Source organism: Halopseudomonas sp. MFKK-1 (assembly GCF_027474385.1).
Classification (GTDB): Bacteria; Pseudomonadota; Gammaproteobacteria; order Pseudomonadales; family Pseudomonadaceae; genus Halopseudomonas; species Halopseudomonas aestusnigri.
The window spans coordinates 823,313-850,019 of the sequence record NZ_CP114836.1; the positions used below are offsets into that span (position 1 = coordinate 823,313).

General features: G+C 61.5%; 21 protein-coding genes. 16 read left to right on the forward strand and 5 right to left on the reverse strand.

Annotation, left to right across the window (positions count from 1 at the left end):
* Positions 1 to 45 precede the first annotated feature (45 nt).
* From O5O48_RS03685 to O5O48_RS03730, 10 genes are all read left to right on the forward strand, one after another.
* A complete protein-coding gene (locus tag O5O48_RS03685; RefSeq protein WP_228245716.1) occupies positions 46 to 807 on the forward strand; it encodes a gamma-glutamyl-gamma-aminobutyrate hydrolase family protein in 762 nt (253 codons plus the stop codon).
* Between the two features lie 7 nt (positions 808 to 814).
* Positions 815 to 2,161, forward strand: coding sequence for a glutamine synthetase family protein (locus O5O48_RS03690; RefSeq protein ID WP_088276224.1), 1,347 nt, complete (start codon positions 815 to 817; stop codon positions 2,159 to 2,161).
* Between the two features lie 62 nt (positions 2,162 to 2,223).
* The gene (locus tag O5O48_RS03695) at positions 2,224 to 3,588 is read left to right on the forward strand and encodes an aspartate aminotransferase family protein (protein WP_228245715.1); all 1,365 of its coding nucleotides are present in this window, start codon (positions 2,224 to 2,226) and stop codon (positions 3,586 to 3,588) included.
* A 116-nt stretch (positions 3,589 to 3,704) separates the two neighbouring features.
* The gene (locus O5O48_RS03700) at positions 3,705 to 4,799 is read left to right on the forward strand and encodes an extracellular solute-binding protein (protein ID WP_269688668.1); all 1,095 of its coding nucleotides are present in this window, start codon (positions 3,705 to 3,707) and stop codon (positions 4,797 to 4,799) included.
* A 117-nt stretch (positions 4,800 to 4,916) separates the two neighbouring features.
* Positions 4,917 to 6,008, forward strand: coding sequence for a polyamine ABC transporter substrate-binding protein (locus O5O48_RS03705; RefSeq protein ID WP_269688669.1), 1,092 nt, complete (start codon positions 4,917 to 4,919; stop codon positions 6,006 to 6,008).
* Positions 6,009 to 6,143: 135 nt separating this feature from the next.
* Entirely contained in the window at positions 6,144 to 7,280 is a 1,137-nt protein-coding gene (locus O5O48_RS03710; protein WP_228245713.1) for an ABC transporter ATP-binding protein, read from the forward strand.
* A complete protein-coding gene (locus O5O48_RS03715) occupies positions 7,277 to 8,176 on the forward strand; it encodes an ABC transporter permease subunit (protein WP_269688184.1) in 900 nt (299 codons plus the stop codon). The genes O5O48_RS03710 and O5O48_RS03715 overlap by 4 nt, the downstream gene beginning before the upstream one ends.
* Positions 8,173 to 9,039 carry an ABC transporter permease subunit gene (locus O5O48_RS03720; RefSeq protein WP_228245712.1) on the forward strand — a complete coding sequence of 289 codons (867 nt, stop codon included), beginning with the start codon at positions 8,173 to 8,175 and terminating at the stop codon, positions 9,037 to 9,039. The genes O5O48_RS03715 and O5O48_RS03720 overlap by 4 nt, the downstream gene beginning before the upstream one ends.
* A gap of 103 nt (positions 9,040 to 9,142) precedes the next feature.
* Complete coding sequence (locus O5O48_RS03725) at positions 9,143 to 9,748, forward strand: TetR/AcrR family transcriptional regulator (RefSeq protein ID WP_088276230.1); 606 nt, start codon at positions 9,143 to 9,145, stop codon at positions 9,746 to 9,748.
* Positions 9,749 to 9,933: 185 nt separating this feature from the next.
* A complete protein-coding gene (locus O5O48_RS03730; protein ID WP_269688185.1) occupies positions 9,934 to 11,058 on the forward strand; it encodes an aminotransferase class V-fold PLP-dependent enzyme in 1,125 nt (374 codons plus the stop codon).
* A gap of 236 nt (positions 11,059 to 11,294) precedes the next feature.
* On the opposite strand, the gene O5O48_RS03735 is transcribed toward O5O48_RS03730, so the two are convergent.
* Entirely contained in the window at positions 11,295 to 12,008 is a 714-nt protein-coding gene (locus O5O48_RS03735; RefSeq protein ID WP_228245709.1) for a VC0807 family protein, read from the reverse strand.
* Positions 12,009 to 12,103: 95 nt separating this feature from the next.
* Entirely contained in the window at positions 12,104 to 13,075 is a 972-nt protein-coding gene (locus tag O5O48_RS03740) for a calcium/sodium antiporter (RefSeq protein WP_228245708.1), read from the reverse strand.
* 185 nt (positions 13,076 to 13,260) lie between these two features.
* On the opposite strand from O5O48_RS03740, the gene O5O48_RS03745 reads away from it, so the two are divergent.
* The gene (locus O5O48_RS03745) at positions 13,261 to 14,883 is read left to right on the forward strand and encodes a methyl-accepting chemotaxis protein (RefSeq protein WP_233048799.1); all 1,623 of its coding nucleotides are present in this window, start codon (positions 13,261 to 13,263) and stop codon (positions 14,881 to 14,883) included.
* Positions 14,884 to 14,898: 15 nt separating this feature from the next.
* On the opposite strand, the gene O5O48_RS03750 is transcribed toward O5O48_RS03745, so the two are convergent.
* The gene (locus O5O48_RS03750; protein ID WP_233048798.1) at positions 14,899 to 16,596 is read right to left on the reverse strand and encodes a long-chain-fatty-acid--CoA ligase; all 1,698 of its coding nucleotides are present in this window, start codon (positions 16,594 to 16,596) and stop codon (positions 14,899 to 14,901) included.
* Between the two features lie 287 nt (positions 16,597 to 16,883).
* Between O5O48_RS03750 and O5O48_RS03755 the strand changes: the two genes are divergently transcribed.
* From O5O48_RS03755 to O5O48_RS03765, 3 genes are all read left to right on the forward strand, one after another.
* Complete coding sequence (locus tag O5O48_RS03755; RefSeq protein WP_269688186.1) at positions 16,884 to 17,975, forward strand: methyl-accepting chemotaxis protein; 1,092 nt, start codon at positions 16,884 to 16,886, stop codon at positions 17,973 to 17,975.
* A 114-nt stretch (positions 17,976 to 18,089) separates the two neighbouring features.
* A complete protein-coding gene (locus O5O48_RS03760) occupies positions 18,090 to 19,334 on the forward strand; it encodes an efflux RND transporter periplasmic adaptor subunit (protein ID WP_228245704.1) in 1,245 nt (414 codons plus the stop codon).
* Positions 19,331 to 22,447, forward strand: coding sequence for an efflux RND transporter permease subunit (locus O5O48_RS03765; protein WP_228245703.1), 3,117 nt, complete (start codon positions 19,331 to 19,333; stop codon positions 22,445 to 22,447). Before O5O48_RS03760 ends, O5O48_RS03765 begins: the two co-directional genes overlap by 4 nt.
* A gap of 429 nt (positions 22,448 to 22,876) precedes the next feature.
* Here the strand turns inward: O5O48_RS03765 and O5O48_RS03770 are convergent, their stop codons facing one another.
* Positions 22,877 to 23,797, reverse strand: coding sequence for an SPFH domain-containing protein (locus O5O48_RS03770; protein ID WP_088276241.1), 921 nt, complete (start codon positions 23,795 to 23,797; stop codon positions 22,877 to 22,879).
* Between the two features lie 26 nt (positions 23,798 to 23,823).
* Complete coding sequence (locus tag O5O48_RS03775) at positions 23,824 to 24,294, reverse strand: NfeD family protein (RefSeq protein ID WP_088276242.1); 471 nt, start codon at positions 24,292 to 24,294, stop codon at positions 23,824 to 23,826.
* 154 nt (positions 24,295 to 24,448) lie between these two features.
* Between O5O48_RS03775 and O5O48_RS03780 the strand changes: the two genes are divergently transcribed.
* Both O5O48_RS03780 and O5O48_RS03785 read left to right on the forward strand, forming a co-directional pair.
* Positions 24,449 to 25,537, forward strand: coding sequence for a transporter substrate-binding domain-containing protein (locus O5O48_RS03780; protein ID WP_233048793.1), 1,089 nt, complete (start codon positions 24,449 to 24,451; stop codon positions 25,535 to 25,537).
* Positions 25,538 to 25,757: 220 nt separating this feature from the next.
* Complete coding sequence (locus O5O48_RS03785) at positions 25,758 to 26,705, forward strand: triacylglycerol lipase (protein WP_233048792.1); 948 nt, start codon at positions 25,758 to 25,760, stop codon at positions 26,703 to 26,705.
* Positions 26,706 to 26,707 lie beyond the last annotated feature (2 nt).

Here is a 26,707-nt window from a genome sequence, read left to right on the forward strand (position 1 = left end):
CAATCGGTTCGCATTCACTTTGTCTCTGACTTGCTGGAACATCAAATGTCCGTCGTACGCAAACCCGTCATTGGTATCGTCTGCTGCTCGGAACAGCTCGGGCTGCACCCTTTCAACATCGTCGGCGAGAAATACATTCTCGGCGTCGTGGACGGTGCCAACGGCCTGCCGCTGCTGATTCCGGCCCTGGGCGAGCGACTGGACAGCGATCAGCTGCTGGACCTGCTGGACGGCATCCTGTTTACCGGCTCGCCGTCCAACGTTGAGCCCCATCATTACAGCGGGCCGGGTAGCGCCGAAGGCACCAAGCACGACCCCAAGCGCGACGCGACCACCCTGCCATTGATTCGCGCCGCAATTGACCACGGCGTTCCGGTACTCGGCATCTGCCGAGGCTTTCAGGAAATGAACGTCGCCTTTGGCGGCACTTTGCATCAGCGACTGTACGAAGTCGGCGGTTATATCGAACACCGCGAGGACAAGAATCAGCCGGTCGACATTCAGTATGGCCCAGCTCACGAGGTTCGTCTTGAGCCCGGGGGGTTGCTCTACGAAATTTCAGGCTGCAGCTCGGCTCAGGTCAATTCCCTGCACACTCAGGGAGTCGCTACACTGGGAGCCGGTCTGCAGCCTGAAGCGACAGCACCCGATGGACTGATTGAGGCCTTCTCGGTCAGCCAGGCAACCCAATTCGCTCTCGGCGTACAGTGGCACCCCGAATGGCAGGTAACCCGCAATCCGTTTTACCTGTCGATCTTCCAGGCGTTCGGAAACGCCTGCCGGGCCCGTGCGTCGCGACACTCCTGAGGCGGTTATGAACAAGATTGAAAGCTGGCTTAAAGAAAACAAGATTACTGAAGTGGAATGCATGGTGGGCGACCTGACCGGTATTGCCCGCGGCAAGATCGCTCCGACCATGAAGTTCATCTCGGAGAAAGGCATGCGTCTGCCCGAAAGCATCCTGCTGCAATCGGTTACCGGCGACTATGTAGAAGATGACATCTATTACGACCTGCTCGACCCGGCCGATATCGACATGATCTGCAAGCCGGACGAGACCGCCATGTTCATGGTGCCGTGGGCACTGGAACCGACTGCGCAGATCATCCATGACTGCTTTGACAAGATGGGCAATCCCATCGAGATGGCGCCGCGCAACGTCCTCAAGACCGTGCTCAAGCTGTATGAGAAAAAGGGCTGGAAGCCGATCGTCGCGCCCGAGATGGAATTCTATCTGACCCGCCGCAACGAAGACCCGGACCTGCCGCTGCAGCCGCCGATCGGCCGCTCCGGCCGCCAGGAAACCGGCCGCCAGTCCTTCTCCATCGACGCCGCCAACGAATTCGACCCGCTGTTCGAAGACATGTACGACTGGTGCGAGGCTCAGGGCCTGGATCTGGACACCCTGATCCACGAGGAAGGCACCGCGCAGATGGAAATCAACTTCCGTCACGGTGACCCGCTGCATCTGGCCGATCAGATTCAGGTGTTCAAGCGCACCATGCGCGAGGCTGCGCTCAAGCACGATATGACCGCGACCTTTATGGCCAAGCCGATCACCAATGAGCCGGGCAGCGCCATGCACCTGCACCAGAGCATCGTTGACGCCAAGACCGGCAAGAATATTTTCTCCAATGATGATGGCAGCATGAGCGAGCTGTTCCTGCACCACATCGGCGGTCTGCAACGCTACATCCCGGAAGTGCTGCCGCTGTTCGCGCCGAACGTCAACTCGTTCCGCCGCTTCCTGCCCGACACCTCGGCACCGGTGAACGTCGAGTGGGGTGAAGAGAACCGTACCGCCGGCCTGCGCGTGCCGGACTCCAACCCGCAGAACCGTCGGGTCGAAAACCGCCTGCCCGGCGCAGATGCCAATCCCTACATTGCCATTGCGGCCAGTCTGCTGTGCGGCTACCTGGGTATGGAAAACCGCATGTCACCGTCGGCACCGGTCAAGGGCCGCGCGTATGAACGCCGCAACCTGCGCCTGCCGCTGACCATCGAATCGGCACTGGAGCGCATGGAGCAATGCAAGGACATTGAAGCAGTGCTCGGCAGCAAGTTCTGCCGCGGCTATGTGGCGGTCAAGCGCGCCGAACACGAAAACTACAAACGGGTGATCAGCTCCTGGGAGCGCGAGTTCCTGCTGCTGTCCGTCTGATCCCTCAACCCTGTAACGGTCGCTGCCGGAGGGCAGCGACACCACGGAAACCGGAGTACCGTATGAGCAAACTCAATACCGCCGAACTGCAGGCCATGGACGCCGCCCACTATCTGCACCCCTTTACCGACCACAAGGAGCTGGGTGAGCGCGGCACGCGCATCATCGAGCGCGCCGAGGGCGTGTATCTCTGGGACAGCGAAGGCAACAAGGTGCTCGACGGCATGGCCGGTCTGTGGTGCGTGAATATCGGCTACGGCCGCAAGGAACTGGCTGAGGCCGCCTACCAGCAGATGCTGAAGCTGCCCTACTACAACAGCTTCTTCCAGTGCGCCAACCCCCCGGCCATCGAGCTGGCCACGGCTATCGCCGAAGTCGCACCTGAGCATATGAATCATGTGTTCTTCACCGGCTCAGGTTCCGAATCCAACGATACCGTGCTGCGCATGGTGCGCCGCTACTGGGACCTCAAGGGCAAGCCAACCAAGAAAACCATCATCAGCCGTATCAACGGTTATCACGGCTCGACGGTAGCCGGCGCCAGTCTCGGCGGCATGTCGGTAATGCATGAACAGGGTGACCTGCCGATCCCCGGTATCGTGCACATCCCGCAGCCGTACTGGTATGGCGAGGGTGGTGACATGTCGCCGGACGAGTTCGGCATCTGGGCGGCCCAGCAGCTGGAAGCCAAGATTCTCGAACTGGGCATCGATCAGGTCGCAGCCTTCATCGCCGAGCCGATTCAGGGTGCCGGCGGCGTGATCATTCCGCCGGATACCTACTGGCCGGAAATCAAGCGCATTCTGGCCAAGTACGAGATCCTGCTGGTCATCGACGAGGTGATCTGCGGCTTTGGTCGCACCGGCCAGTGGTTCGCCAGCCAGCACTATGACCTGCAGCCCGACCTGATGCCGATCGCCAAGGGCATGACCTCGGGCTATCTGCCAATGGGCGGGGTGATCGTCAGCGACCGCGTTGCCGAAACCATGATCGAGCACGGCGGCGAGTTCTACCACGGCTACACCTACTCCGGTCATCCGGCATCCGCGGCCGTCGGCCTGGAAAACCTGCGCATCATGCGCGACGAGAAAATTGTCGACTACGTTCGCAACGAAGCGGCACCGTATTTGCAGGACAAGATTGCCGGCCTGGCAGCACATCGCCTGGTCGGTGAAGTTCGCGGTGTCGGCCTGCTCGGCGCCATCGAGCTGGTCAAGGACAAGGCAACCCGTGAGCGCTTCCCGGACAAGGGTACCGTTGGCACACTGTGCCGTGATCTGTGCGTCGCCAACGGTCTGGTGATGCGCGCGGTCGGCGACACCATGATCATGTCGCCGCCGCTGATCATCAGCCGCGCCGAAATCGACGAACTGGTCGACAAGGCCTGGAAGGTGCTGGATCTGGTAGCCGAGCAACTGGGAGTCTGATCGCCCCGAGTCCGACCAGCGGCTATGCTGGCCTGTAGGGTGCCTTTTTCGCTCACCGAAATGGCACCCATGCCAACACCGCGTTTCCAAACAATGGATGGAGAGTTGAAACGATGATGAAACATCTGGGCAAGACCCTGCTGGCAACAGCCACTGCTGTATCCATCAGCACCGCAGCCACCGCAGAGGAAGTGGTAAACGTTTACAACTGGTCGGACTACATCGCCGAGGACACGCTCGACAACTTCCAGAAGGAAACCGGCATCCGCCCGGTCTACGACGTGTTCGACAGCAACGAAGTACTGGAAGCCAAGCTGCTCTCCGGCAGCTCCGGATTCGACATCGTCGTTCCCTCCAACCAGTTCCTCGGCAAGCAGATCAAGGCTGGCGCCTTCCTGCCGCTGGACCGCAGCAAGCTGCCGAACTGGGAAAATCTGGATCCGACACTGCTCAAGGCACTGGAAACCAACGACCCCGGCAACCAGTACGCCTTCCCGTATCTGTGGGGCACCACCGGCATCGGCTACAACGCCGAGAAGGTCAAGGCTGTGCTGGGCGAAGATGCACCGCTGAACTCATGGGATCTGGTATTCAAGCCGGAAAACATGGAGAAGCTGGCCTCCTGCGGCGTGGCCTTCCTGGACGCACCGGCCGAGATTATTCCGTCGGCCCTGTTCTACCTCGGGCTGAACCCGAACAGCACCGACGCTGCGGATTATCCGAAGGCCCAGGAGCTGCTGATGAGCGTGCGTCCGCACATCACCTACTTCCACTCCTCCAAGTTCATTACCGACCTGGCCAATGGCGACATCTGCGTTGCGGTTGGCTGGTCCGGGGATATTCTGCAGGCCGCAGCGCGGGCTGAAGAGGCCGAAAACGGGGTTGAAGTCAGCTACGTGATTCCGAAGGAAGGCGCGGCCATGTGGTTCGACATGATGGCCATTCCCAAGGACGCAAAAAATGTCGATAACGCCTACGCGTTTATGGATTATATTCTGCGCCCCGAGGTGATCGCCGGCATATCCAACTATGTTGCCTATGCCAATGGCAACGCGGCCTCCAAGCCGATGATTGATGAAAGCGTGCTAACCGATCCGGGCGTATACCCCAGCGACGAGACCCTGGCCAAACTCTTTACTCTGGCAGAGTTGCCGGCCAACATCGAGCGTACCCGGACCCGAGTCTGGACGCGCGTCAAGTCCGGTCAGTAACGCCAAAGAAAGTAACAAGAAACGGTCGACTGCAGGACTCCCCTCCTGCATCGACCAGAAACCAGAAGGGCCCGGCGCAAGCCGGTGTCCGAATCAGGAGACACCATGAAGCATCCAATGCAAAAGTCGCTGCTGGCACTGACCACTGCCGCCCTGCTGGGCGGAGCCGGTGTCACGCATGCCGCAGGCCAACTGAACATTTACAACTGGTCGGACTACATCGCCGAGGACACCATTGCCAACTTCGAGAAGGAAACCGGCATCAAGGTGACCTACGACGTCTATGACTCGAACGAAGTGGTCGATGCCAAGCTGCTGACAGGTCGCTCCGGCTTCGACATCGTCGTACCGTCCAACAACGTCCTGACCAAGCAGATCAAGGCCGGTGTCTACCTTGAGCTTGATCACAGCAAGCTGCCCAACATGGTCAACCTCAATCCCGAGCTGATGAAGCAAATGGAAAGCATCGACCCGGGCAGCGCGCACTCCATTCCCTATCTGTGGGGCACCAACGGTATTGGCTACAACGTCGAGAAGGTTAAAGCCGCTCTCGGTGACGACGCACCGCTGGACTCCTGGGCGCTGATCTTTGATCCGCAATACGCCAGCAAGCTCGCCAGCTGTGGCGTGAGCGTGCTGGATTCGGCGGATGAAATGCTGCCCTCAGCGCTGAGCTACCTCGGCCTGGACCCGAACAGCAGCGATGCCGATGACCTGAAGAAGGCCGAAGAACTGATGCTGGCGGTTCGTCCGTACATCACCTACTTCCACTCCTCGCGCTACATTTCCGATCTGGCCAACGGCGACATCTGTGTCGCGGCAGGCTACTCGGGCGATGTTTTCCAGGCCGCCTACCGCGCCGAGGAAGCCGAGAACGGCGTCGAGATCAACTACATCATTCCGAAGGAAGGGACTGCCCTGTGGTTCGACATGATGGCCATCCCGAAGGATGCGCCGAATCCGGAAGAAGCCCACGCCTTCATCAACTACATCCTGCGCCCGGACGTAATCGCGCCGATCACCGACTATGTTGCCTACGCCAACCCGAACAAGGCATCCGACGAGCTGGTTGACCCGGAAGTGCGCAATGATCCGGCGATCTACCCGAGCGACGAGGTGATGAGCCGACTCTACGTCAACGTGCCGCGTCCGATGGCCGCACAGCGACTGATGACCCGCACCTGGAGCCGCATCAAGTCAGGTCAGTAAGACACTCAAGGGGCTGCCTTCCGGCAGCCCCTTGTTGAATCAACAGAACAAACACGCAAGGTGCCGCTGCGGCGGCCCGCCAATATCTTTGTGTGCAGCGGTGCTGCACAGGTGGAAAGAGATCCGGAGACGACTATGGTTGGTGCAGCAGGAGCCATGAAACAGGCGATGGCCAAGGCCGAGCCCAATGACTTTGTGAAGATTGAGCGCATCAGCAAGCGGTTCGATGAAGCGCTGGCGGTAGACGACGTCAGTCTGAGCATCAATCGCGGCGAAATCTTCGCTCTGCTCGGCGGCTCGGGGTCGGGCAAGTCGACCTTGCTGCGCATCCTCGCCGGCTTCGAGCGCCCAACAGAGGGCCGCGTACTGCTCGATGGTCAGGACATCACCGATCTGCCGCCCTACGAGCGCCCGATCAACATGATGTTCCAGTCCTACGCATTGTTCCCGCATATGACGGTCGAACAGAACATCGCCTTCGGCCTCAAGCAGGACAAACTGCCAAAGGCCGAAATCAACGAGCGCGTAAAGGAAATGCTCAAGCTCGTGCACATGACCGAGTACGCGCGGCGCAAGCCGGATCAGCTCTCCGGCGGGCAACGTCAGCGTGTGGCTCTGGCCCGCTCGCTGGCAAAGCGTCCGAAGGTCCTGCTGCTGGACGAACCCATGGGCGCGCTGGACAAGAAGCTGCGCACCCAGATGCAACTGGAGCTGGTCGAGATCATCGAGCGCGTCGGCGTGACCTGCATCATGGTCACCCACGACCAGGAAGAGGCCATGACCATGGCCCAGCGTATCGCCATCATGCACCAGGGCTGGATTGCCCAGGTCGGCACGCCGATGGATATCTATGAAAGCCCGGTCAGCCGTCATGTCGCCGAGTTCATCGGTAGTGTGAACATCTTTGAAGGCGAGATCAGCGCCGACATGGAAGACCACGCGATCATCCAGTGCGACTGCCTCGACAAGCCGATCTACGTCGGCCACGGCATCACCACCCGCGCCCAGGACAAGAGCATCATCTACGCCCTGCGCCCGGAGAAAGTCTGGGTCAGCACCGAGAAGCCCGAGGGCGAGTACAACAGCTCCCACGGCGTGGTGCATGACATCGCCTATCTCGGCGGCCACTCGGTTTACTACATCAAGCTCGATAGCGGCAAGATGGTCCAGGCCTTCTTCGCCAACTCCGAGCGTCGCCTGCCTCGCCCGACCTGGGAGGACGAGGTGTACATCAGCTGGGAAGACGACAGCGGGGTCATTCTGCACTCATGAAAATGCCACGCCTGACACCGACGGGGCGCTTCTGGGTCATCAGCGTCCCCTATCTCTGGCTGTTCCTGTTCTTCCTGCTGCCCTTCGCCATCGTGCTGAAGATCAGCTTTTCGGAAGCCGCGATCGCCATTCCGCCCTATCAGCCGATCTTCCAGTACGTCGAGCAGAAGCTCAACGTCATGCTCAACCTCGGCAACTACATCTTCCTCAGCCAGGACGGTCTCTACCTGTCCGCCTATCTGGGTTCGCTGAAAATTGCCTTTTTCTCGACCCTGATCTGCCTGCTGGTCGGCTACCCGATGGCCTATGCCATCGCCCGGGCGCCGCGCGAAAAGCAACTGGTCTACCTGCTGCTGGTGATGATGCCGACCTGGACCGCGATCCTGATCCGCGTCTACGCCTGGATGGGTATCCTCAGCAACAACGGCCTGCTCAACAGCACCCTGATGAGTCTGGGTCTGATCAGCGAGCCGATGCAGATCCTCAACACCAACACGGCAGTCTATATCGGCGTGGTCTACGCCTACCTGCCGTTCATGGTGCTGCCGCTGTACGCCAACCTGGTCAAGCACGATCACAGCCTGCTCGAAGCGGCCATGGACCTGGGCGCCGGTCGCATCAAGGCGTTCTGGAGCATTACCGTGCCGCTGTCGAAAACCGGCATCATCGCCGGCTCCATGCTGGTGTTCATTCCGGTGGTCGGTGAGTTCGTTATCCCCGAACTGCTGGGCGGCCCGGAAACCCTGATGATCGGCAAGGTACTCTGGCAGGAATTCTTCAACAACCGTGACTGGCCGGTTGCCTCGGCGCTCGCCATTGTCATGCTGGTTATCCTGATCGTCCCGCTGGTGCTGTTCCACTACAACCAGGCCAAGGAAATGGAGAAAAAAGCATGAGCAAGCGCCCCAACTTCTCCACCCTGATGCTCTGGCTGGGCCTGGTATTCATCTACCTGCCGATGATCATTCTGGTGATCTACTCGTTCAACGCCTCCCGGCTGGTTACCGTCTGGGGCGGCTGGTCGGTGCACTGGTATGTCGGTCTGCTGGACAACACCCAGCTGATGAATGCGGTCAAACGCAGCCTGCAGATTGCCTTCTTCACCGCCACAGCGGCGGTGGCGCTCGGCACCCTGGCGGCCTTCGTCATGACCCGCATCAAGCGCTTCAAGGGCCGCACCCTGTTTTCAGGGCTGGTCACTGCGCCGCTGGTCATGCCCGAGGTGATTACCGGTCTGTCGCTGCTGCTGCTGTTCGTCGCCATGGCGCAGATGATTGGCTGGCCGGCAGAGCGCGGCATGGTGACCATCTGGATCGCCCACGTGACCTTCTGTACCGCCTACGTGGCAGTCGTGGTCAGCGGTCGCCTGAGCGAGCTTGACCAGTCGATCGAGGAGGCCGCGATGGATCTCGGCGCGCGCCCGTGGAAGACCTTCCTGCTGATCACCGTGCCGATGATCGCACCATCGATCGCCGCTGGCTGGCTGCTGTCCTTTACCCTGTCGCTTGATGACCTGGTACTGGCCAGCTTCGTATCCGGCCCGGGCTCCACCACTCTGCCGATGGAGGTATTCTCCGCCGTGCGTCTGGGCGTGAAGCCGGAGATCAACGCGGTCGCCAGTCTGATCCTGCTCGCCGTGTCGATCTTCACGTTGATCGGCTGGCTGATTGCGCGCAGCGCCGACAAGCGCCGTTCGCAGCCGCCGGAGGACGAGGACGTCATCACCTGGCAAGCGGTTATCGACAGCCGTCGCAACTGATCAAATCGCGGCAAGCACGGGGCAGTCAGACTGCCCCGTTTGCCGTTAACAGCTCCCCCTCCCCACTCTGCACAAACCCGGCGCTGGTCGCTAGAATGCCAACATGAAGACACCGACTGAAACCGGGAAAGCAGCCCGACCGCGCATCAGGGACAAACGCCAGGCCATTCTGGACGCGGCCCTGAAGGTATTTGCCGCCGGTGGCGTAAACGGTGTGCCAATACCTGCCCTGGCCGAACAGGCACAGGTGGGTACCGGCACCATCTATCGCTATTTCAGCAGCAAGGAGGCACTGGTCAACGAACTGTTCCGCAGCCAGCGACAGTTCAAACGCGACCTGCTGTTTGACGGCCTCGATCGCAGCCTGCCGGCCCGGGCGCAGTTCGACATTGTCTGGCAGCGCATGATCGACTACAGCCGCCAGCATCCGGACACCTATCGTTTTCTCGAGATGCAGGATCACCGGCCCTATCTGGACGAACAGAGCCGGCAACTCGAACAGCAGTTCTTTACCCCGCTGGTCAGACAATATCGGCAGTATCAGGAGCAAGGCATCTACCGTCGCGACCTGCGGGCCGAAGTACTCATGGCCATGGTCTGGGGCAGCTTTGCCAATCTGGTCAAGTGCGAACGCGAAGGCCTGCTGGTCTTGCAGCCGGAAGACCTGAAGGCTGCCTGCGAAACCTGCTGGTCAATGCTGACCGGCTGAGCCCCCCCGCCAATCCGGTCTGGGCGCACAACCTGGGCGAAACGGATACGCGCCCGGGCAACTGTTCCCGGAGTTAACAAAACGCCGCTTTTCCGAACTGCGTCCGGCCCGGAATCGGGGTAGGATTGTCAGCACATCAACGCAGGCAACGCCGGCGTTTCCTGTCAACCGTCTGGAGAAACCCCGTGTCCAAACTGGTTCCCGCCATCGATCCCGAAGGCTTGCTGGAATACTCGGTCGTCTTTACCGATCGCTCGCTCAATCACATGTCGCAAACCTTCCAGCAGGTCATGCGTGACATTTCCACTACGCTCAAGAGCGTGTACAACGCCCACGCGGTGGCAGTGGTTCCCGGTGGCGGCACCTATGGTATGGAAGCCGTTGCGCGCCAGTTTGCCCAGGACAAGAAGTGCCTGGTCATTCGTAACGGCTGGTTCAGCTATCGCTGGAGTCAGATTTTCGAGATGGCACGCATCCCGGCCAGCGAGACCGTACTCAAGGCGGTCAAATCCGATACCGGCAACCAGCCCGCGTTTTCCCCGGCGCCGATTGACCAGGTTGTCGCCGAGATTCGCGCCAGCAAGCCGGATGTGGTATTCGCCCCGCACGTCGAAACAGCCGCGGGTATCATTCTGCCGGATGACTACCTGCGCGCGGTTGCCGATGCCGTACACGAAGTCGGTGGCCTGTTCGTCCTCGATTGCATCGCCTCCGGCACCGTCTGGGTCGACATGCAGGCCTTCGGTATCGACGTGCTGATCAGCGCGCCGCAAAAGGGCTGGAGCGCCTCCCCGTGCAGCGCCCTGATCATGTTCAGCGAACGCGCCGAGCAGGTTCTGGAACAGACCACCAGCACCAGCTTTGCCGCCGACCTGAAGAAGTGGCGGCAGATCATGCAGGCTTACGAGAACGGCGGCCACGCCTACCACGCCACCATGCCGACCGATGCCCTCAAGGCCTTCCGCGATACCATGCTCGAAACCCGCGACTACGGCTTCGCCAAGGTCAAGCAGGAACAACTGGCGCTCGGCACCGCCGTGCGCGAGCTAATGCAGGAGCTGGGCTACAAGAGTGTTGCGGCTGACGGCTTCGGCGCCCCCGGGGTCGTCGTCAGCTACACCGACAACGACGCTATCCAGAGCGGTAAGGCCTTCGCCCCGCTCGGCCTGCAGACCGCAGCCGGCGTACCGCTGATGTGCGACGAACCGGAAGGCTTCAAGACCTTCCGCCTCGGCCTGTTCGGCCTGGACAAGCTGCACAACCCCGAACGCACGGTTGCCACGCTGCGGGAGGCCTTTGCTGCGCTGTAGGCGCGCCAAGCGCAGCCTCAAGCTGCAAGCTACAAGCAAACCCGGTCTCGATGCCGGGTTTTGTTTTTGCGCTGGAAAATGGCGGCTGCGCTGCATGCGGCCCTGCTGTTACACCCGTCCACTATCTGCCCCCATGCAACCGTAAAAAAACCCGCACGGCTGAACACCGCGCGGGTTTGCTTGTAGCTTGTAGCTTGTAGCTTGTGGCTTGCCGCTGGCTAGCCCACCTAGCTTCGCTAGCCCTTTTGCTGCGCCATGATCTCTTCCATGCTCAGACCGGTCAGGCCGTGGATGGTGCGCCAGAGGTAGAACAGAATGGCCATCATCATGATCATCGACGGAATCGCGATCATCGGATAGCTGACCAGCGTCATCTGCCCCAGTTCTTCATTGAAGGCTTCGGTACCCGCCGGGCTGACGACGATCCATTTGGCGACGATGTAGTTCATCGCCGAAGAGAAAAAGAAGGTGCCGGCCAGAAAATAGGTCGCGCGCAGCAGGCGCAGATTGAAGATGTCGACCAGGCCGCGTTCCTGCAGGCGCTCCTGCACCAGCGCGACGTTGATCACCTTCTCGTTGTACAGCAGGGTACGAATCAGCGGGTAACGCGTGCGGGTAGAAATCAGCACGGCCAGGCCGATGACACCCGGTACCGCGGCTTCCTTGATCGCAAGCCAGCGGGTATCAAGTTGCAGCACGCCGATGCCACCGGTCAGCAGCACGCTGATCACGCCCAGCAAGGCAATGAAGTTGAACTTGCGATACTGCACCAGTTCGAACAACCCCCAGCCCACCGGAAAAGCCAGCGCCAGCAGCAGCGCATTGGTAGCGCCGAGGTTGTCGTCGCCACTGAGCTTCATGAGAATGATCGAGGGCAGGAGGATGCTGACCAGCAGGTCGATCAGCGGGCGCGGCTTATGCTGCGCAGGAGCGGTTTTCGCGTCAGACATGGCGGAACAGAAAGTCTCTGGCGGAATGAAGATGGGCCATCATACACCGGCTGGGCGGCTCGCATAGCAACACGAACCTCCCAACCGCCAGTCGGTCAGCGCAGCATGGTGCTGACCAGCCACCCGGTATAGCCCACGTAGGTTGCCAACAGCAGGATACCGTTGAAGCGAGTCACCTCGCCCTGCTTGCCGAACCGCCCGATGCCCATAAATAGCAAAACCGCGGTCAATACGAACATGATTACCCAGTCGCGCTGCAGCACGACCGGGTCGACTGCCAGCGGCGCGATGCCGGCGGCGATGCCCACCACCGCAAGGGTATTGAACAGGCCGGAGCCGATCACATTGCCAAGCGCAAGGTCATGCTCGTTGCGGCGAATGGCGGCCAGCGAGGAGGCCAGCTCCGGCAGCGACGTGCCGATGGCGACAATGGTCAGCCCGATGACCAGGTCACTCACACCCAGGCTTTCGGCAATAAACACTGCGCCCCATACCAGCACGCGGGAACTGACGATCAGCAGTACCAGACCCAGTACCAGCCAGAACAGGGCTTTGGGGAGCGGCATTGCGTGGGCAGCCACCTCCTCGGCGTACTCACCGGACAAGGCATCATCCTTGCCGCGCAGGCCTTGAACGATGGACCAGCCCATCAACACAAAAAACACCCCGATCAGCACCCAGGCGTCGTTGCGCGAAAGCTGCCCGTCAAGCAGCTGGTAGCCCGCCAGAAGGGTGATGCCGAGCAGAATCGGCAACTCCTTGCGAATCACCTGCGAATGCACCTTGATCGGGCTGATCACCGCAACAAGACCGATGATCAGCGCAATATTGGTGATGTTTGAGCCATAGGCGTTACCCAGTGCCAGCCCCGGATTGCCCTGGCCGGCGGCCAGCGCAGACACCACCATCTCGGGCGCCGAGGTGCCGAAGCCGATGATCAGCATGCCGATCAGCAGCGGCGGCATGCCCGCATGACTGGCGGTCGCCGACGCACCATCAACGAAGCGATCTGCGCTCCAGACCAGAAGCGCCAGTCCCACTACAACCGCGGCCAAAGCCAATAACATCATCAAATTCCTGTGCCAGACTCAAATTAGCGGCCATTATCAATGAAAGTGAACAGTGTAGACAGTGGCAGGCAGCAGCAGCCGTTACAAAAAAATTCAGCTCTGCGCGCAACGGTCGATACACTGAACAATCGCTTTTTCCCGAGGTGAAGGACCGCCCGACAACCCTGACGACAGGTGTTCACATGGCTATAAACCGCTCCTTGCGACTGCAAACCCTCACACTCATGACCGGCAGCCTGGCGCTCATGCTGCTGGTTGCACTCATTATCACGCTGACCCTGTCTGGAAGCGTCAACAGCTATCGCAACCTGCTGGCCAGCCCGCTGGCCAGCGCCACACTGATCAATCGCGCCAACCTGGAATTCAAGACCCAGGTGCAGGAGTGGAAGAACGTATTGCTGCGCGGCGCAGCACCGGCTGATCGGGAGAAGTACTGGAGCCAGTTTGAGGCATCAGAACAGGCAGTACAGGCCACCCTGCAGCAGATAGGCACCCTTGAGCTGGAGCCGCAGACACTGGCGGAGGTGCGCGCGCTGGCTGAAGAGCACCGCCAGCTGGGTTCACGCTATCGCGACAGTCTGCAAGCCTACGAGGCCGCGGGAATGGAGCCGACCGCAGGCGACAAGGCTGCGCGCGGAATCGACCGTCAGGTCAGCGAGCACATGAACCAGCTGTCCAGCCAGCTGAACGGAGCCGCACAGCAACAAGGCAACGAGATCAACGCAACCGCTGCGACCACCGTCTGGATCGGGCTTGCAATACTGGTCATCGCAGCAGTGGTGATCGGCGTACTCAGCCTGTGGCTGGTAAACCGGCGCCTGGTCAGCCCGATAACCCAGCTGATCGAGCAGGTTGAACAGCTGAGCCAGGGCCGACTTGGCAAGCCCATCACCCTGCGTCGGGACGACGAGCTGGGCACCCTCGCCCGGGCGGCCAACCAGCTGCGCAGCTTCCTGGAAGACACCTTCAGCCAGCTGCAGCGCAGTACCAGTGAGCTGGATCGCGCCAGCGGAGAGCTGAACACCATCGCTACCCGCATGGCCCATGGCAGCCGAGAGCAGTTCTCGCGCACGGACCAGGTAGCCACCGCCATGCAGGAAATGTCTGCAGCCTCCATGCAGGTTGCGCAGCATGCCGCCGAGGCTGCCCGCGCCGCAGACGATGCCGACAGCAATGCTCAGGAAGGCGGCCGGGTCATGCAGCACACGATCCAGGCGATGCAGGACATGCTGGCACAGATCACCCAGACCACCGAGGTTATCCGGCGCCTGGAAGGAGACAGCAATCGCATCGGCAAGGTACTGGATGTGATTCAGGGGATCGCCGAGCAGACCAACCTGCTCGCCCTGAACGCGGCCATCGAAGCGGCACGCGCCGGTGAGGCCGGACGCGGCTTTGCTGTCGTCGCCGACGAAGTCCGCACGCTGGCCAAGCGCACCGCAGAATCAACCGCTGAAATTCAGCAGATCATCAATGATGTGCAGTCCGGGGCCGACGCAGCGGTCAAGGCCATCGCCATCGGTCAGACCCGCAGCGAGTCGAGCATGCAACAGGTCAACCTGGCGGGTGAGCGCCTGACCCAGATCACCGTCGCGATCGAGTCGATCCGCGACATGAACCGACAGATATCAACCGCAGCCGACGAACAGACCAGCGTTGCCGAGGACATTACCCGCAACATCACCGAGATCACCGATATTGCCGCAGCCAACCAGAGCGAAGTCGACAACACCGCTCGCGCCAGCCAGTCCCTGCATGAGTTGTCCGGGGAGTTGAGCACCCTGACCCAGCGGCTCTCCGCCTGAGTCAGGGCATCGCGATCAGGCCGTCGCCGGGGCGGCCTGCCGCTGGCGCTCCTCTTCGTAGAGCTCCTTCTTCGACAATTTGCCCACCGGCGTCTTCGGCAGCTCCGCGCGAATTTCCATCGCGCTCAGACGTTCATGCTTGCCAAGACGCGAAGCGAGAAACGCCTGCAGGGTTTCGAAGTCGAAGGGCTCGACGCCGGCACGCAGCTTGATAAAGGCTTTCGGCGCCTGCCCGCGATAGGGGTCATCGACCCCGATGACCGATACCTCCTCAACGCCCGGGTACTCGTAGATGGCCTCTTCGATCACCCGCGGATAGACGTTGTAGCCGCTGCACAGGATCATGTCCTTGGTACGATCGACGATGTAGACGTAACCATCCTCGTCCATGTAGCCCACATCACCGGTACGCAGGAAGCCGTCTGCAGTCATTGCCTCTGCCGTCGCGTCCGGGCGCTTCCAGTAGCCTGCGGTAATATTCGGCCCCTTGATGCAGACCTCACCACGCTCGCCGATCGGCAGCTCGGTTTCGCCGCCGTCGAGCGGCAGGATGCGAATCTGCGTGCCCGGCACCGGCACACCGCATGACCCGGGGCGCGGCTGGGCGTCGCGCGGCGTAAAGGTGCCGCTGGTGGTGGTTTCGGTCATCCCCCAGCCCTCACGCAGGGCGCAACCGGAACGGGAGAAGTACTGCTGCTGGACCTCGACCGGCAACGGCGCGCCACCGGAGTTGGACATTTTCAGCGACGACAGGTCGTGCTTGTCGGTCTCCGGATGGCTGAGCAGACCGATGAACATGGTCGGCACGCCCGGGAAGGTGGTAATGCGGCTCTGACTGATCTCGCGCAGTACCGTCAGCACGTCAAAACGCGGGTGCAGGTAGATCTCGGCGGCAGCACGCAGGCCAAAGATCATATTCACCATCAACGCGTAGATGTGGAACGGCGGCAGCACTGCCAGCACCCGCTCCTGCCCGGGCACGATCGCCGAACGCAACACCTCGCGCAGCTGGGCACAGGAGGCCGTGATATTGCCGTGGGTCAGCATCGCCCCCTTGGGGACGCCGGTGGTGCCGCCGGTATATTGCAGCACAGCCAGCGTGTTGGCCGGATCGGCCAGCAGGTGCTCCCGATAATCGCCGGCATTGTCCAGCAGCTCGGCAAAACTGCAGCACTGATCGCCCCAGGCCACCATCGCCGGTTTGCCAAGCAGATGGCGCTGCTCGTCACTGACCTCACCACAGAACTCGACCAGACTGCCCACGACCAGCTGACGCAGCCGAGTGCGCGTCATCAGGCTCGCCATACGCGGGTAAAAGGCCTCCAGATCCAGCGTCAGCATGATGTCGGTCTGACTGTCCTCGATCTTGTGCTCGAGGGTGCGTTCAGCATCCAGCGGTGAATAGTTCACCACCGTCCCGCCGGCGCGCAGCACACCCAGAAAACCGATGAAGTAATGCGGGCAGTTGGGCAGATACAGCCCCACATGGACGCCGGGGCCAACCCCCAGTTTCTGCAGACCACAGGCCGCGCGGGAGACCAGCGCGTCGAGTTCGCTGTAGGTAAGCTTGTGGCCAAGGAAGTCGATTGCCGGATTATCGGGGAACTCGGTGACGGCCGCGTCCAGCAACGCCGGAATGGCCTCCGGGGTATAGGCAAGCTCCCAATTCACGTCCGACGGATACGACTTCAACCAGCGCAATTCGGTGTCCACAGCATGCTCTCCATTGTCTGCCCGGGCGGCTTTGGCGCGGGGCGCTTTTTGTTTTCCCAACCCTAGTCGCTGTGCCGTGCTCCGGTGAAGCTTGATCGACTGCGGATATGTCGGGCCATAGCCGCTGCCAACGCTGAGCGACAAGGCAAATCCTGCCGCAAATCAATAATCTGCCAGTCGAATCAACGCATCATTACAGTTTGATGTTACTCGGCCGATAGCAAGTCCGAGTCGGCCCGATAACAGTATCGTCCCTATACCCCTCCCTGCCCATCCAGGAGCAAAACGTGTTCAAAAGCCGTCAATTGCGCGCAGAGCTGCAACAATCCCAAGAACTGAACCGGCAACTGCAGGAGCAACTCGGCGCCCTGACGGCACAACTGGACGAACGACAACGGCAGTTCGATGCGCGTATCGGCATTGCCGAGAGCGAGCAGACCCTGTCCCAGAAGCTGCTCGGTTGCCGGGAAATGGGTGATCATCTGGTCCAGGATGTGCGCGAATCGGTGGCCGGCGCAGCGAGCCGTCTGATGGATGAGCAACAGACCCTGACCGCGCTGAGCGAGATATTCGCCCAGACCCAGCAGGCGGTGCGCAGCCTGCAGGCACGCTCCGACACGGTCGGCAACCATGCCGAGCGCAATGCCGAATCTGCCAGCAGCCTTGACGAAACCGCCGGCCGCATTCGTGCCTTCATTGCCGTCATCCAGGACATATCCAAACAGACCAGCCTGCTGGCCCTGAATGCGGCCATTGAGGCAGCACGAGCCGGCGAAGTGGGTCGCGGCTTTGCCGTGGTAGCCGATGAGGTACGCAGTCTCGCCGAGAAGGCACAGCACGCCAGCGAAAACATTGAGGTTCTGGTAACCCAGGTAATGGAAAAGAGCCAGACCCTGTCCGGCATGGCTGAAGAATCCATGCAGAGCAGCCTGGAAATCGCCGCCTCTGCCCAGCAGATTGATCAGGTAACCCATCAGGTCATCGACCATGCCGACCGGATGAAGCAGGTGATCAACAGCTCTGCCACGCGCAGCTTTCTGTCGACCGTTAAGCTCGATCATGTGGTCTGGAAGATGGATCTATACCAGCGCATCGCCGCCGGCAACCTGAGCCAATCACTCACCGATCACCACGAATGCCGCCTGGGGCAATGGTATTACCGTGGCCAGGGAGCTGACCTGTACAGCCACCTGCCGGCATATCGTCAGCTGGAAAACGTGCATCGCCAGGTACATGAATGCGGTCTGCAGGCGCGCGACGCCGCTCTCAAGGGTGACAATGACAGGCTGCACCGGCTGCTCCTGGACATGGAACAGGCCAGTGTCCAGGTCGCCCAGCAGCTCGACCGCCTCGAGCGGGAGATCGGCAGCAGTCACTGATCTGCGCAGTGTCCGCAAGGACACTGCCGCGACACTCAGCGCTATTGCGACCATCGCCGTCACACGCTATACAGAGAGACCCTTACGCCCGCAGGAAAGAACAAGAGAGAAGGAATGCGTAAACGTCTCACACCGCTGTTGATCGTTGTCGTCGGAATCATCATTTTCATCCTGCTGCGCGTCACCCGTGATCAACCCGAGCCGCTGGGCACCCAGGAGCGCGCCTGGCGGGTTGCGACCGAAGCCATTGCACCTGACGCCTTCCAGCCACGCCTGACCCTGTACGGCCAGCTGGAATCACCACGTCGCTTTACCGTGGTCGCACCGCTGGCAGGCCGCATCGCCGCGCTTCCCGCCAGCGATGGCAGTCATATCAAGGCCGGCGAGCTGGTAGTGGCGCTGGACGAGGCCGACATCACGCCACGGATCGAGCAGGCCAGAGCCGAACTGGCCGACGCCAGGGCGCAGCTGGAAAGTGAAAAACTGGCACATCAGGCCGACCAGCAGGCCCTGCGCATGGAGCAGCGGCTGGAAGCCAACGCCCGCAAGACGCTTGAGCGCATGCAGCAACTGGTAGCCCGCGAGATGGTGCCTGCGGTCGAGGTCGACAACGCCCAGGATGCACTGGATCGCGCCGCCCTGACGGTTGCCAACCGCCAGCGCAGTCTGTCCACCTACGCCTCGCGTCTGGCTGCCCAGCAGGCACGCGTTGAGCGCGCCAGTGCGGCGCTCGACAGCATCCAGCGCGATGCCGAGCGCAGCCGTTTTGTCGCCCCGTTCGACGGGGTCGTCGGGGCGGTTCAGGTCGCCGTCGGCGATCAGGTCAACGCCAACGCGCCGCTGCTCGATTTCTATCCGCTGGAAGGCCTGGAGCTGCGCGCGCTGGTCCCGCAGATTCACAGCCAGGACTTTATCAACGCGTTGAGCCAGGGCCAGACGCTGGATGGTCACAGTCTCGACAGCACGCCCGAGATCAAGCTGACCCTTGCCCGCATCGCCGGCAAGGCTGACGCACGCGGCATTGAAGCCATCTTCACCGTCACCAATCCGCGCCCGGAATTACGCCTTGGCACCCTGCTGGCCATCAGTGTCGCCCGGCCGGCCCACGACAACAGCGTCGCCCTGCCCTACAGCGCCCTGTACGGTAACAACACCCTGTACACCGTCGAGGACAGCCGACTCAAGGCGATCGCCGTCGAACGTGTCGGCGAAACCCTGGACGAGCAGGGTAACCGCCGGGTACTGGTGCGCTCCAGCGCGCTGGAAAGCGGTATGCCGATTGTGACCACCCATCTGCCCAATGCCATGACCGGTCTGAAGGTAGATACCGGTGAAGCGGCGGCGGAGCCGGCACAATGAGCAACACCGGACCGCTGGGCTTCTTTGTTCGTCACAAGGTTGCCGCCAACCTGCTGATGCTGGTCATGCTGATGGGCGGAGTGATCGGCCTGTCGCGCATGAACATCCAGTTCTTCCCGACCTTCGCCCTTGATTTCGTTACCGTCCGGGTGGTCTGGAATGGCGCCGCGGCGGAAGACGTCGAGCAGGCGATCACCATCCCGCTGGAGCAGCGCCTGCGCAGCATCCAGAACCTCAAGAACATGACTTCAACCTCGGCCCAGGGTGTATCCAGCATCACCCTGGAATTCCGCGAGGGTACCGACCCGATCGTCGCGCTCGATGACGCCCGCCAGCAGGTCGATGAATTCCGCAACCTGCCGGCGGCGGCAGAAAAGCCCGAGGTGGTGCGGGTTGCCCGCTACGATCCGATTGCCAACCTGCTGCTCTACGGCCCGTTCGAACCCCACGAGCTGCGCACCATCGCCAACCGTATGGAAGACGATCTGCTGAACAAGGGCATCGACCGCATTGTCATCAACGGTGTGCCCGAGCAGCAGATCAGCATTGAGGTACCCAATGCCGAGCTGCGCCGACTGGGCATGTCGCTGGACCAGCTTGCGGCACGTATCAACGCCGAGTCACGGGATCTGCCGGCAGGCCAGGCCGGCGAACAGGATTCGGCCCGCGAGCTGCGCGCCATCGAGCAGCGCCGCGATCCCCAGGCTTTCGGCAGCATCGCCCTGCAACCTGAGGGTGACAGCCACCTGCGCCTCGGCGACATCGCCGACATTCGCCAGGAGCCGAGGCGCAACCAGGTGCTGCTGCGTTACGACGGCCAGCCCGCCGTGGAGCTGCAACTGGAGCGCAGCGAGGACGGCGACTCGCTTGAGTCGGCGAAAATCCTCAATGACTGGCTGGAGGAAATCCGCCCAACCCTGCCTCCGCAGCTGAAAATTCACGTTTATGACCAGGCCTGGCAACTGATCGATGACCGTATTCGCCTGCTGGTGAACAACGGCCTGAGCGGTCTGGTGCTGGTTCTCATCCTGCTCTACCTGTTCCTGCCGGCTCGGGTCGCGCTGTGGGTGGCGGTCGGTATTCCCACCGCCTTTCTCGCCGCCCTGGGGGTGTTCTGGATGATTGGCGGCTCGATCAACATGATCTCGCTGTTCGCGCTGATCATGGCGCTTGGGGTGATCGTCGACGACGCCATTGTGGTAGGTGAAGACGCCGACGCCCACCACCGCAGCGGCGAAGCCTCCGAGCGCGCTTCCGAAGGCGCCGCCAAACGCATGTTCTGGCCGGTGGTTGCCTCCTCGCTGACCACCATCGCCGCCTTCATGCCGCTGCTGATGGTCGGAGGCATCTTCGGCAATATCCTCGGCGATATCCCGATTGTCATGATCTGCGTACTGATCGCCTCGTTGCTTGAATGTTTCGTTGTGCTGCCGCACCACCTGCGTGAGGCCTTCCGTCCGAGCAAACCGCGCGGCGGCGCCCTGGGCGCAATCGGCAATCGTCTGGATGCCGTCCGAGGCCGCTTTGACAGCGCCTTCAACCGCCTGCGCGACGGCCATTTCCGCCAGCTGTCACAGGCGGCGCTGGCCCACCGCGGCACGACCCTGGCCTGTGCATTGGTCAGCGTCATCATTACCATCGGCCTGCTGAGCAGCGGCCGTATCGGCTTCAGTTTCTTCCCGACCCCCGAACCCCAGGTGGTATATGCCAATGTCAGCTTCGTCGCTGGCACGCCACGCGACAGCATGGTCGCGTTCATGCGCGAGCTGGAACAGAGCCTGAACGAAACCGAGCAGGCACTGGGTGGCGATCTGATTCTCACCGCGCTGACCCGCGAGGGAGAAGTGCTGGGCGACAACGGGGTCGCCCGTCAGGGCGACAACCTTGGTTCGCTGATGGTCGAGCTGGTGTCACCCGACCACCGGGAGGTGCGTAACAAGACCTTTATCCGTGAATGGCAACAGCGCATTCAGCGCCCGCCGGGAATCGACCGAATCAGCATCACCGAACAGCAAAGTGGCCCACCCGGCAAGGACGTGGATATCCGTCTGACCGGCTCCGACCCGCAGCAGCTCAAGGATGCTGCTGATGCCCTGTCGGTACTGCTTTCCGGCATCGAAGGGGTCGTCAGCACCGAGGACGACATGAGCTGGGGGCGTGAGCAACTGGTCTACAGCCTGACGCCCTACGGCCAGGCACTGGGGCTCAGCATCGAAAGCGTCGGTACGCAACTGCGTGCGGCCTATGACGGTCGACTGGCGCAGATCTACCAGGACAAGCGCGACGAGATCGAAGTCCGGGTTCAACTGCCCCGCGCAGAACGGGAAAGCCTGGCCAGCCTGAGTGATCTCAACATTCGTCTGGATGACGGCCGCTTCGTGCCGCTGCGCCAGGTCATCACCTTCACCAGTAATCAGGGCTTCTCGGCGCTGCGTCATGCCGATGCCCAGCTGGCAACCGACGTTACTGCGGATATCGACAGCAGCCAGACCACTGCCGGCGTTGTTCTCAAGGCAGCCGAGCTGGAACTGCCAGCGCTGGCCAGCCGATATAACGTGCGCTACAGCTTCGAAGGGCGCTCGGTCGATCAGCAGGAAACCCTCGCCGACATGCGCGACGGCCTGATCATCGGCCTGCTGCTGATGTACGCGGTGCTGGTCTGGGTATTTTCCTCCTGGAGTACACCGCTGATCGTCATGTCGGTTATCCCGCTGGCGCTGGTCGGCGCACTGCTGGGTCACTGGGTCATGGGCTTGAACCTGACCATCCTGTCGCTGTTTGGTCTGTTCGGCCTGTCCGGTATCGTGGTCAACAACTCGATCATCCTGGTCAGCTTCTACCAGGACCAGCGCAAACGCGGGCTGGCGGTGAACGACGCGCTCAACGAGGCCGTCGTGCAGCGTCTGCGCGCGGTGCTGCTGACCTCGCTGACCACCATCGGCGGCCTGCTGCCGCTGCTGTTCGAGACCTCGCTGCAGGCCCAGTTCCTGATTCCGATGGCCACCTCCATCGCCTTCGGCCTCGGCTTCTCGACCCTGCTGGTGCTGCTGGTGGTGCCGGCGCTGCTGTCGCTGCTGGAGGGGTGGAAAGCGCGGCGGGCCCGGCCGGCCTAGCGGCCTGGGCGACCGCCAGCTGCAAGCCTCAAGCTGTAAGCTGCAAGCAAACCCGGCCTTGGTGCCGGGTTTGTTTTTTGGGGCTGGAAGCTGGAAGCTGGAAGCTGGAAGCTGGAAGCTGGAAGCTGGAAGCCAGGAGCTTGCGCGGGTGGTTGGATCAAGCGAAGGACCGTTGCCAAGTGCTTCGCGTTGGCATGACATGAACAGCACCCAACTGTAGGCACGCGACATGTCGCGTCCGCTGCAGCTTTCCAGCAGCCGGACGCAGGGCGTGGGAACGATCAAACCTTGCCCTACCGTGAGGCCGAAAAAAAACCGCGCGACTCACGCCGCACGGTTTTCTCTTCCAGCTTCCAGCTTCAAACTTGTAGCTTGTAGCTTGTAGCTTGTAGCTTGTAGCTTGTAGCTTGCAGCTAAGCCGCTTGCGGCTTACTTGCGAGCCGTTTCCAGCGTCTTGGTGATCGCTGCGACGGCCGAGCCGATATTGCTCAGTTCGGCCGGCAGGATCATGGTGTTGTTGGTTTGCGCCAGCTTGCCGAATTCCTTCACATACTGTTCGGCAACCCGCAGCGAAACGGCCTCCTGGCCACCCTGGGTATTGATCGCCTCGGCAACGCGACGCAGACCTTCGGCGGTAGCGGTTGCGATCAGCTCGATCTCGCGGGCCTTACCTTCGGCTTCGTTGATCTGACGCATCTTGTCGGCTTCGGACAGGTTGATAGTTTCCTGCTTCTGACCTTCGGAAATGTTGATCTTGGCTTCTCTCTCGCCTTCGGACTGGGCCACGACGGCACGACGTTCCCGCTCGGCGCGCATTTGCTTCTCCAGCGCGTCCAGAATGGTTGCCGGCAGCTCGATATCGGCAATTTCGTAGCGCAGCACTTTCACGCCCCAGGGCTTGGCGGCTTCATCCAGTGCCTCAACCACCTGGACGTTGATGGTTTCACGCTCTTCAAACGTCTTGTCCAGGTCAATCTTGCCGACTACCGAACGCAGAGTAGTCTGCGCCAGTTGAATGGAGGCGTAGCGGTAGTCATTGATGCCATAGCTGGCCAGCTTGGGATCAACCACCTGCAGGTAGATCACGCCGTCGACTACCACCTGAATGTTGTCCTTGGTCACACAGGCCTGGCTCGGCACGTTTATCGCCTCTTCCTTGAGCGTGTGCTTGTAGGCCACCCGGTCGATAAACGGGATCAGGATGTGAAAGCCCGCTTCGAGGGTCTTGGCGTACTTGCCCAGCCGCTCGACGATAAAGGCCGAACGCTGCGGCACGATGCGGGCGGTTTTGGTGAGGGTAATGATGACCAGCACCAGAAACCCGAGTGACAGCATTGTTGCGATTTCCATATGAAAAGCTCCTTGGTCCGAAAAGATCATTTATTGTTGTCGGGATGGGACGCACTGACCCGCAGGACGATGCCCGCATGATCCGTCACCCAGGCCGACTCGCCGCTCTTGAGCGGGTCAGACGACTCCGCATCCCATTTGGCTCCGTTAAGCTGCACGTGACCGACGCCATCAACAAAGTCGGTCAGCACACGCACGCGCATGCCCAGCAGACCTGCGTCGTCCTGATCCCTGGCGGCCAGATCGACTTCGCTGCCACGCAGCCAGCGCTGGAAGCGGCGGCGCAGCAGCCAAAGCGCCAATATGCTCGACAGCGAAAATACCGTCACCTGAGCAGGCAGCGAATCGATCAGGCCAAGCAACGTCAACAGCCCGACCAGCAGTGCCCCAAGGCCAAAGAAGGCCGCAATCAAACCGGGGATGAAAAACTCCGAGGCCAGCAACAGCAGGCCCAGCAACAACCAGAACGCGTAACTTTCCAGATAACCCGTCAACATCTGCACTCCCTGCTCTTTTGTTCAGACTGCAGGAAGACTACCAGATGGACAGATCGCACGCCCCGGGAAAAACGCCGGAGCGTTACCGGGTAGGCAAACTGGCACCCTGATTTCAGTCTGGTACCCTGAAGACATCATCAACAGGGAGTTACGCATGACCGATCGCCTGATTACCCGCCTGCTATTTTGTCTGCTGCTGCTCGCCCCGCTGGCCGGCGCCACCGAGACCGGCAGCACCAGCCAGCCACCGCTCAGGGTCGGAATTACCGAGGTCCCGCCCTTTGTCATCGCCGATGGCAAGGGCGGCTGGGAGGGGATCAGCATCGACCTCTGGCGCAGCATTGCCGAGCAGAAGGGGTGGGCGTTCGAGTTTCGGCCAATGGGCTTTACCGACCTGCTGCAGGCGGTCGAAAGCGGTGAGATCGATATCGCCGTGGGTGCGCTGACCATGACCTCCGAGCGCGAACAACGCTTCGATTTCAGCCACCCGTTCTATCAGACCGGTCTGTCCATCGCTGTCGCACGCGCGCCCAAATCAGGTCTGCTGCAAAGCCTGCGAGCGCTGTTCAGCTGGGGTTTCCTCAGTGTCGTCGGCGGTCTGGCCCTGCTGCTGCTCGCGGCAGGCACCCTGCTCTGGCTGTTCGAGCGCCGTCGCAACCCCGAGCAGTTCGGCGGCAGTGCAACCGAAGGCATCGGCGCCAGTTTCTGGTGGGCAGCGGTGACCATGACCACCGTTGGCTACGGCGACAAGGCACCGGTCACCTTTGCCGGCCGGCTGGTTGCACTGATCTGGATGTTTGCCGGCCTGATCATGGTCGCCAGCTTTACTGCGGCGATCACCAGTGCGCTGACCGTCAGCAATCTGCAATACCAGATACGCGGGCCACAGGATTTGCCCGGCAGCACGGTGGCGACCATCGCAGGCACCGCGAGCGCCCGTTATCTCGACGAGCAGCGCATCGTTTCACGCGCCTATCCGGATCTCACCGGTGCCATGCAGTCGGTCACCGCAGGCGAGACCGACGCCGTGGTCTACGACCGCCCCCTGATGCAGTACCGCAATCAGCAGCTCGGGCGAGAGCGGCTGGAGCTGCTGCCCGGCGTATTTGATCAGCAGCTTTACGCGCTGGCCATGCCTGCTGGCAGTCGCCTGCGCGAACCGCTGAACGAGGCAGTGCTGCGGCTGACCGAGTCCGCCGACTGGCGGCTGATTCAGCGCGCCTACCTCGGCGAACAGCTATAGCGAGCCAAGTCCTGAATTGCCGTTCATCGGATTAACAAGCTGAATGGCCCCGTCGCAGAGCCAATGACCCGCCGGTCATTTTCCTGCAATGCCGGTGCGCTGCCGTTCTGCCGATCAGTCGCTACTCAGCCTTGCCGAGGCTGGCTATGCTCAGCGCCCAGGCACTGGAAAAAGTGCCTCAAGACGATACAAAACAAGCACAACAACAAGGAGTTTCGTCATGTCGCGCAAGACCCGACTGAGTCTTGCCTGCGGGCTGATCGCCGCGTTCGGCGTCAGCACCCAGGCCCATGCCTTCTGGTTTGGTTCCTCCGGCTACACCAAAACCAAATATCCCATCGTGCTGACCCACGGCATGCTTGGCTTCGACAGCCTGCTTGGCGTCGATTACTGGTACGGCATCCCCAGTGCCCTACGCAAGGATGGCGCCACCGTCTACGTTACCGAAGTCAGCCAACTGGACACCTCCGAGGCCCGCGGCGAGCAATTGCTCGAGCAGGTCGAGGAAATCGTTGCCATCAGCGGCAAGGGACGGGTGAACCTGATCGGCCACAGCCACGGCGGCCCGACCGTGCGCTACGTCGCGGCGGTACGGCCGGATCTGGTCGCTTCGGTGACCAGCGTTGGCGCTCCACACAAGGGGTCCGCCACCGCCGACTTCCTGCGCCAGGTGCCGGAAGGCTCAGGCGGCGAGGCCCTTTTGGCGGGCATCGTCAACGGCCTCGGCGCACTGATCAACTTCCTGTCCGGCAGCAGCTCCGACAGCCAGCAGAATGCGCTCGGCTCGCTGGAGTCGCTGAACAGCGAGGGCGCCGCGCGCTTCAATGCCAGGTTCCCGCAGGGCCTGCCCACCACCGCCTGTGGCGAGGGCGCCTATGTGGTAAATAATGTGCGCTACTACTCCTGGAGTGGCACCCGCCCGCTGACCAACGCGCTGGATGTGTCCGATCTGCTGCTCGGCGCCTCGTCGCTGACCTTCGGCGGTGAAGCCAACGACGGTCTGGTCGGCCGCTGCAGCTCGCACCTGGGCATGGTGATTCGCGACAACTACCGCATGAACCACCTCGACGAGGTCAACCAGACCCTGGGGCTCACCAGCCTGTTCGAAACCGATCCGGTCACGGTCTACCGCCAGCAGGCCAATCGCCTGAAAAACGCCGGCCTGTAAGT

Excerpts from the sequence above, each read along its gene's own strand:
- O5O48_RS03770 (WP_088276241.1), bottom strand. The coding sequence starts at position 23,797 with ATGGAAATCGCAACAATGCTGTCACTCGGGTTTCTGGTGCTGGTCATC.
- O5O48_RS03695 (WP_228245715.1), top strand. The coding sequence starts at position 2,224 with ATGAGCAAACTCAATACCGCCGAACTGCAGGCCATGGACGCCGCCCAC.
- O5O48_RS03765 (WP_228245703.1), top strand. The coding sequence starts at position 19,331 with ATGAGCAACACCGGACCGCTGGGCTTCTTTGTTCGTCACAAGGTTGCC.
- O5O48_RS03690 (WP_088276224.1), top strand. The coding sequence starts at position 815 with ATGAACAAGATTGAAAGCTGGCTTAAAGAAAACAAGATTACTGAAGTG.
- O5O48_RS03715 (WP_269688184.1), top strand. The coding sequence starts at position 7,277 with ATGAAAATGCCACGCCTGACACCGACGGGGCGCTTCTGGGTCATCAGC.
- O5O48_RS03785 (WP_233048792.1), top strand. The coding sequence starts at position 25,758 with ATGTCGCGCAAGACCCGACTGAGTCTTGCCTGCGGGCTGATCGCCGCG.
- O5O48_RS03775 (WP_088276242.1), bottom strand. The coding sequence starts at position 24,294 with ATGTTGACGGGTTATCTGGAAAGTTACGCGTTCTGGTTGTTGCTGGGC.
- O5O48_RS03760 (WP_228245704.1), top strand. The coding sequence starts at position 18,090 with ATGCGTAAACGTCTCACACCGCTGTTGATCGTTGTCGTCGGAATCATC.
- O5O48_RS03685 (WP_228245716.1), top strand. The coding sequence starts at position 46 with ATGTCCGTCGTACGCAAACCCGTCATTGGTATCGTCTGCTGCTCGGAA.
- O5O48_RS03745 (WP_233048799.1), top strand. The coding sequence starts at position 13,261 with ATGGCTATAAACCGCTCCTTGCGACTGCAAACCCTCACACTCATGACC.
- O5O48_RS03705 (WP_269688669.1), top strand. The coding sequence starts at position 4,917 with ATGCAAAAGTCGCTGCTGGCACTGACCACTGCCGCCCTGCTGGGCGGA.
- O5O48_RS03720 (WP_228245712.1), top strand. The coding sequence starts at position 8,173 with ATGAGCAAGCGCCCCAACTTCTCCACCCTGATGCTCTGGCTGGGCCTG.
- O5O48_RS03710 (WP_228245713.1), top strand. The coding sequence starts at position 6,144 with ATGGTTGGTGCAGCAGGAGCCATGAAACAGGCGATGGCCAAGGCCGAG.
- O5O48_RS03780 (WP_233048793.1), top strand. The coding sequence starts at position 24,449 with ATGACCGATCGCCTGATTACCCGCCTGCTATTTTGTCTGCTGCTGCTC.
- O5O48_RS03725 (WP_088276230.1), top strand. The coding sequence starts at position 9,143 with ATGAAGACACCGACTGAAACCGGGAAAGCAGCCCGACCGCGCATCAGG.
- O5O48_RS03740 (WP_228245708.1), bottom strand. The coding sequence starts at position 13,075 with ATGTTATTGGCTTTGGCCGCGGTTGTAGTGGGACTGGCGCTTCTGGTC.
- O5O48_RS03700 (WP_269688668.1), top strand. The coding sequence starts at position 3,705 with ATGAAACATCTGGGCAAGACCCTGCTGGCAACAGCCACTGCTGTATCC.
- O5O48_RS03735 (WP_228245709.1), bottom strand. The coding sequence starts at position 12,008 with ATGTCTGACGCGAAAACCGCTCCTGCGCAGCATAAGCCGCGCCCGCTG.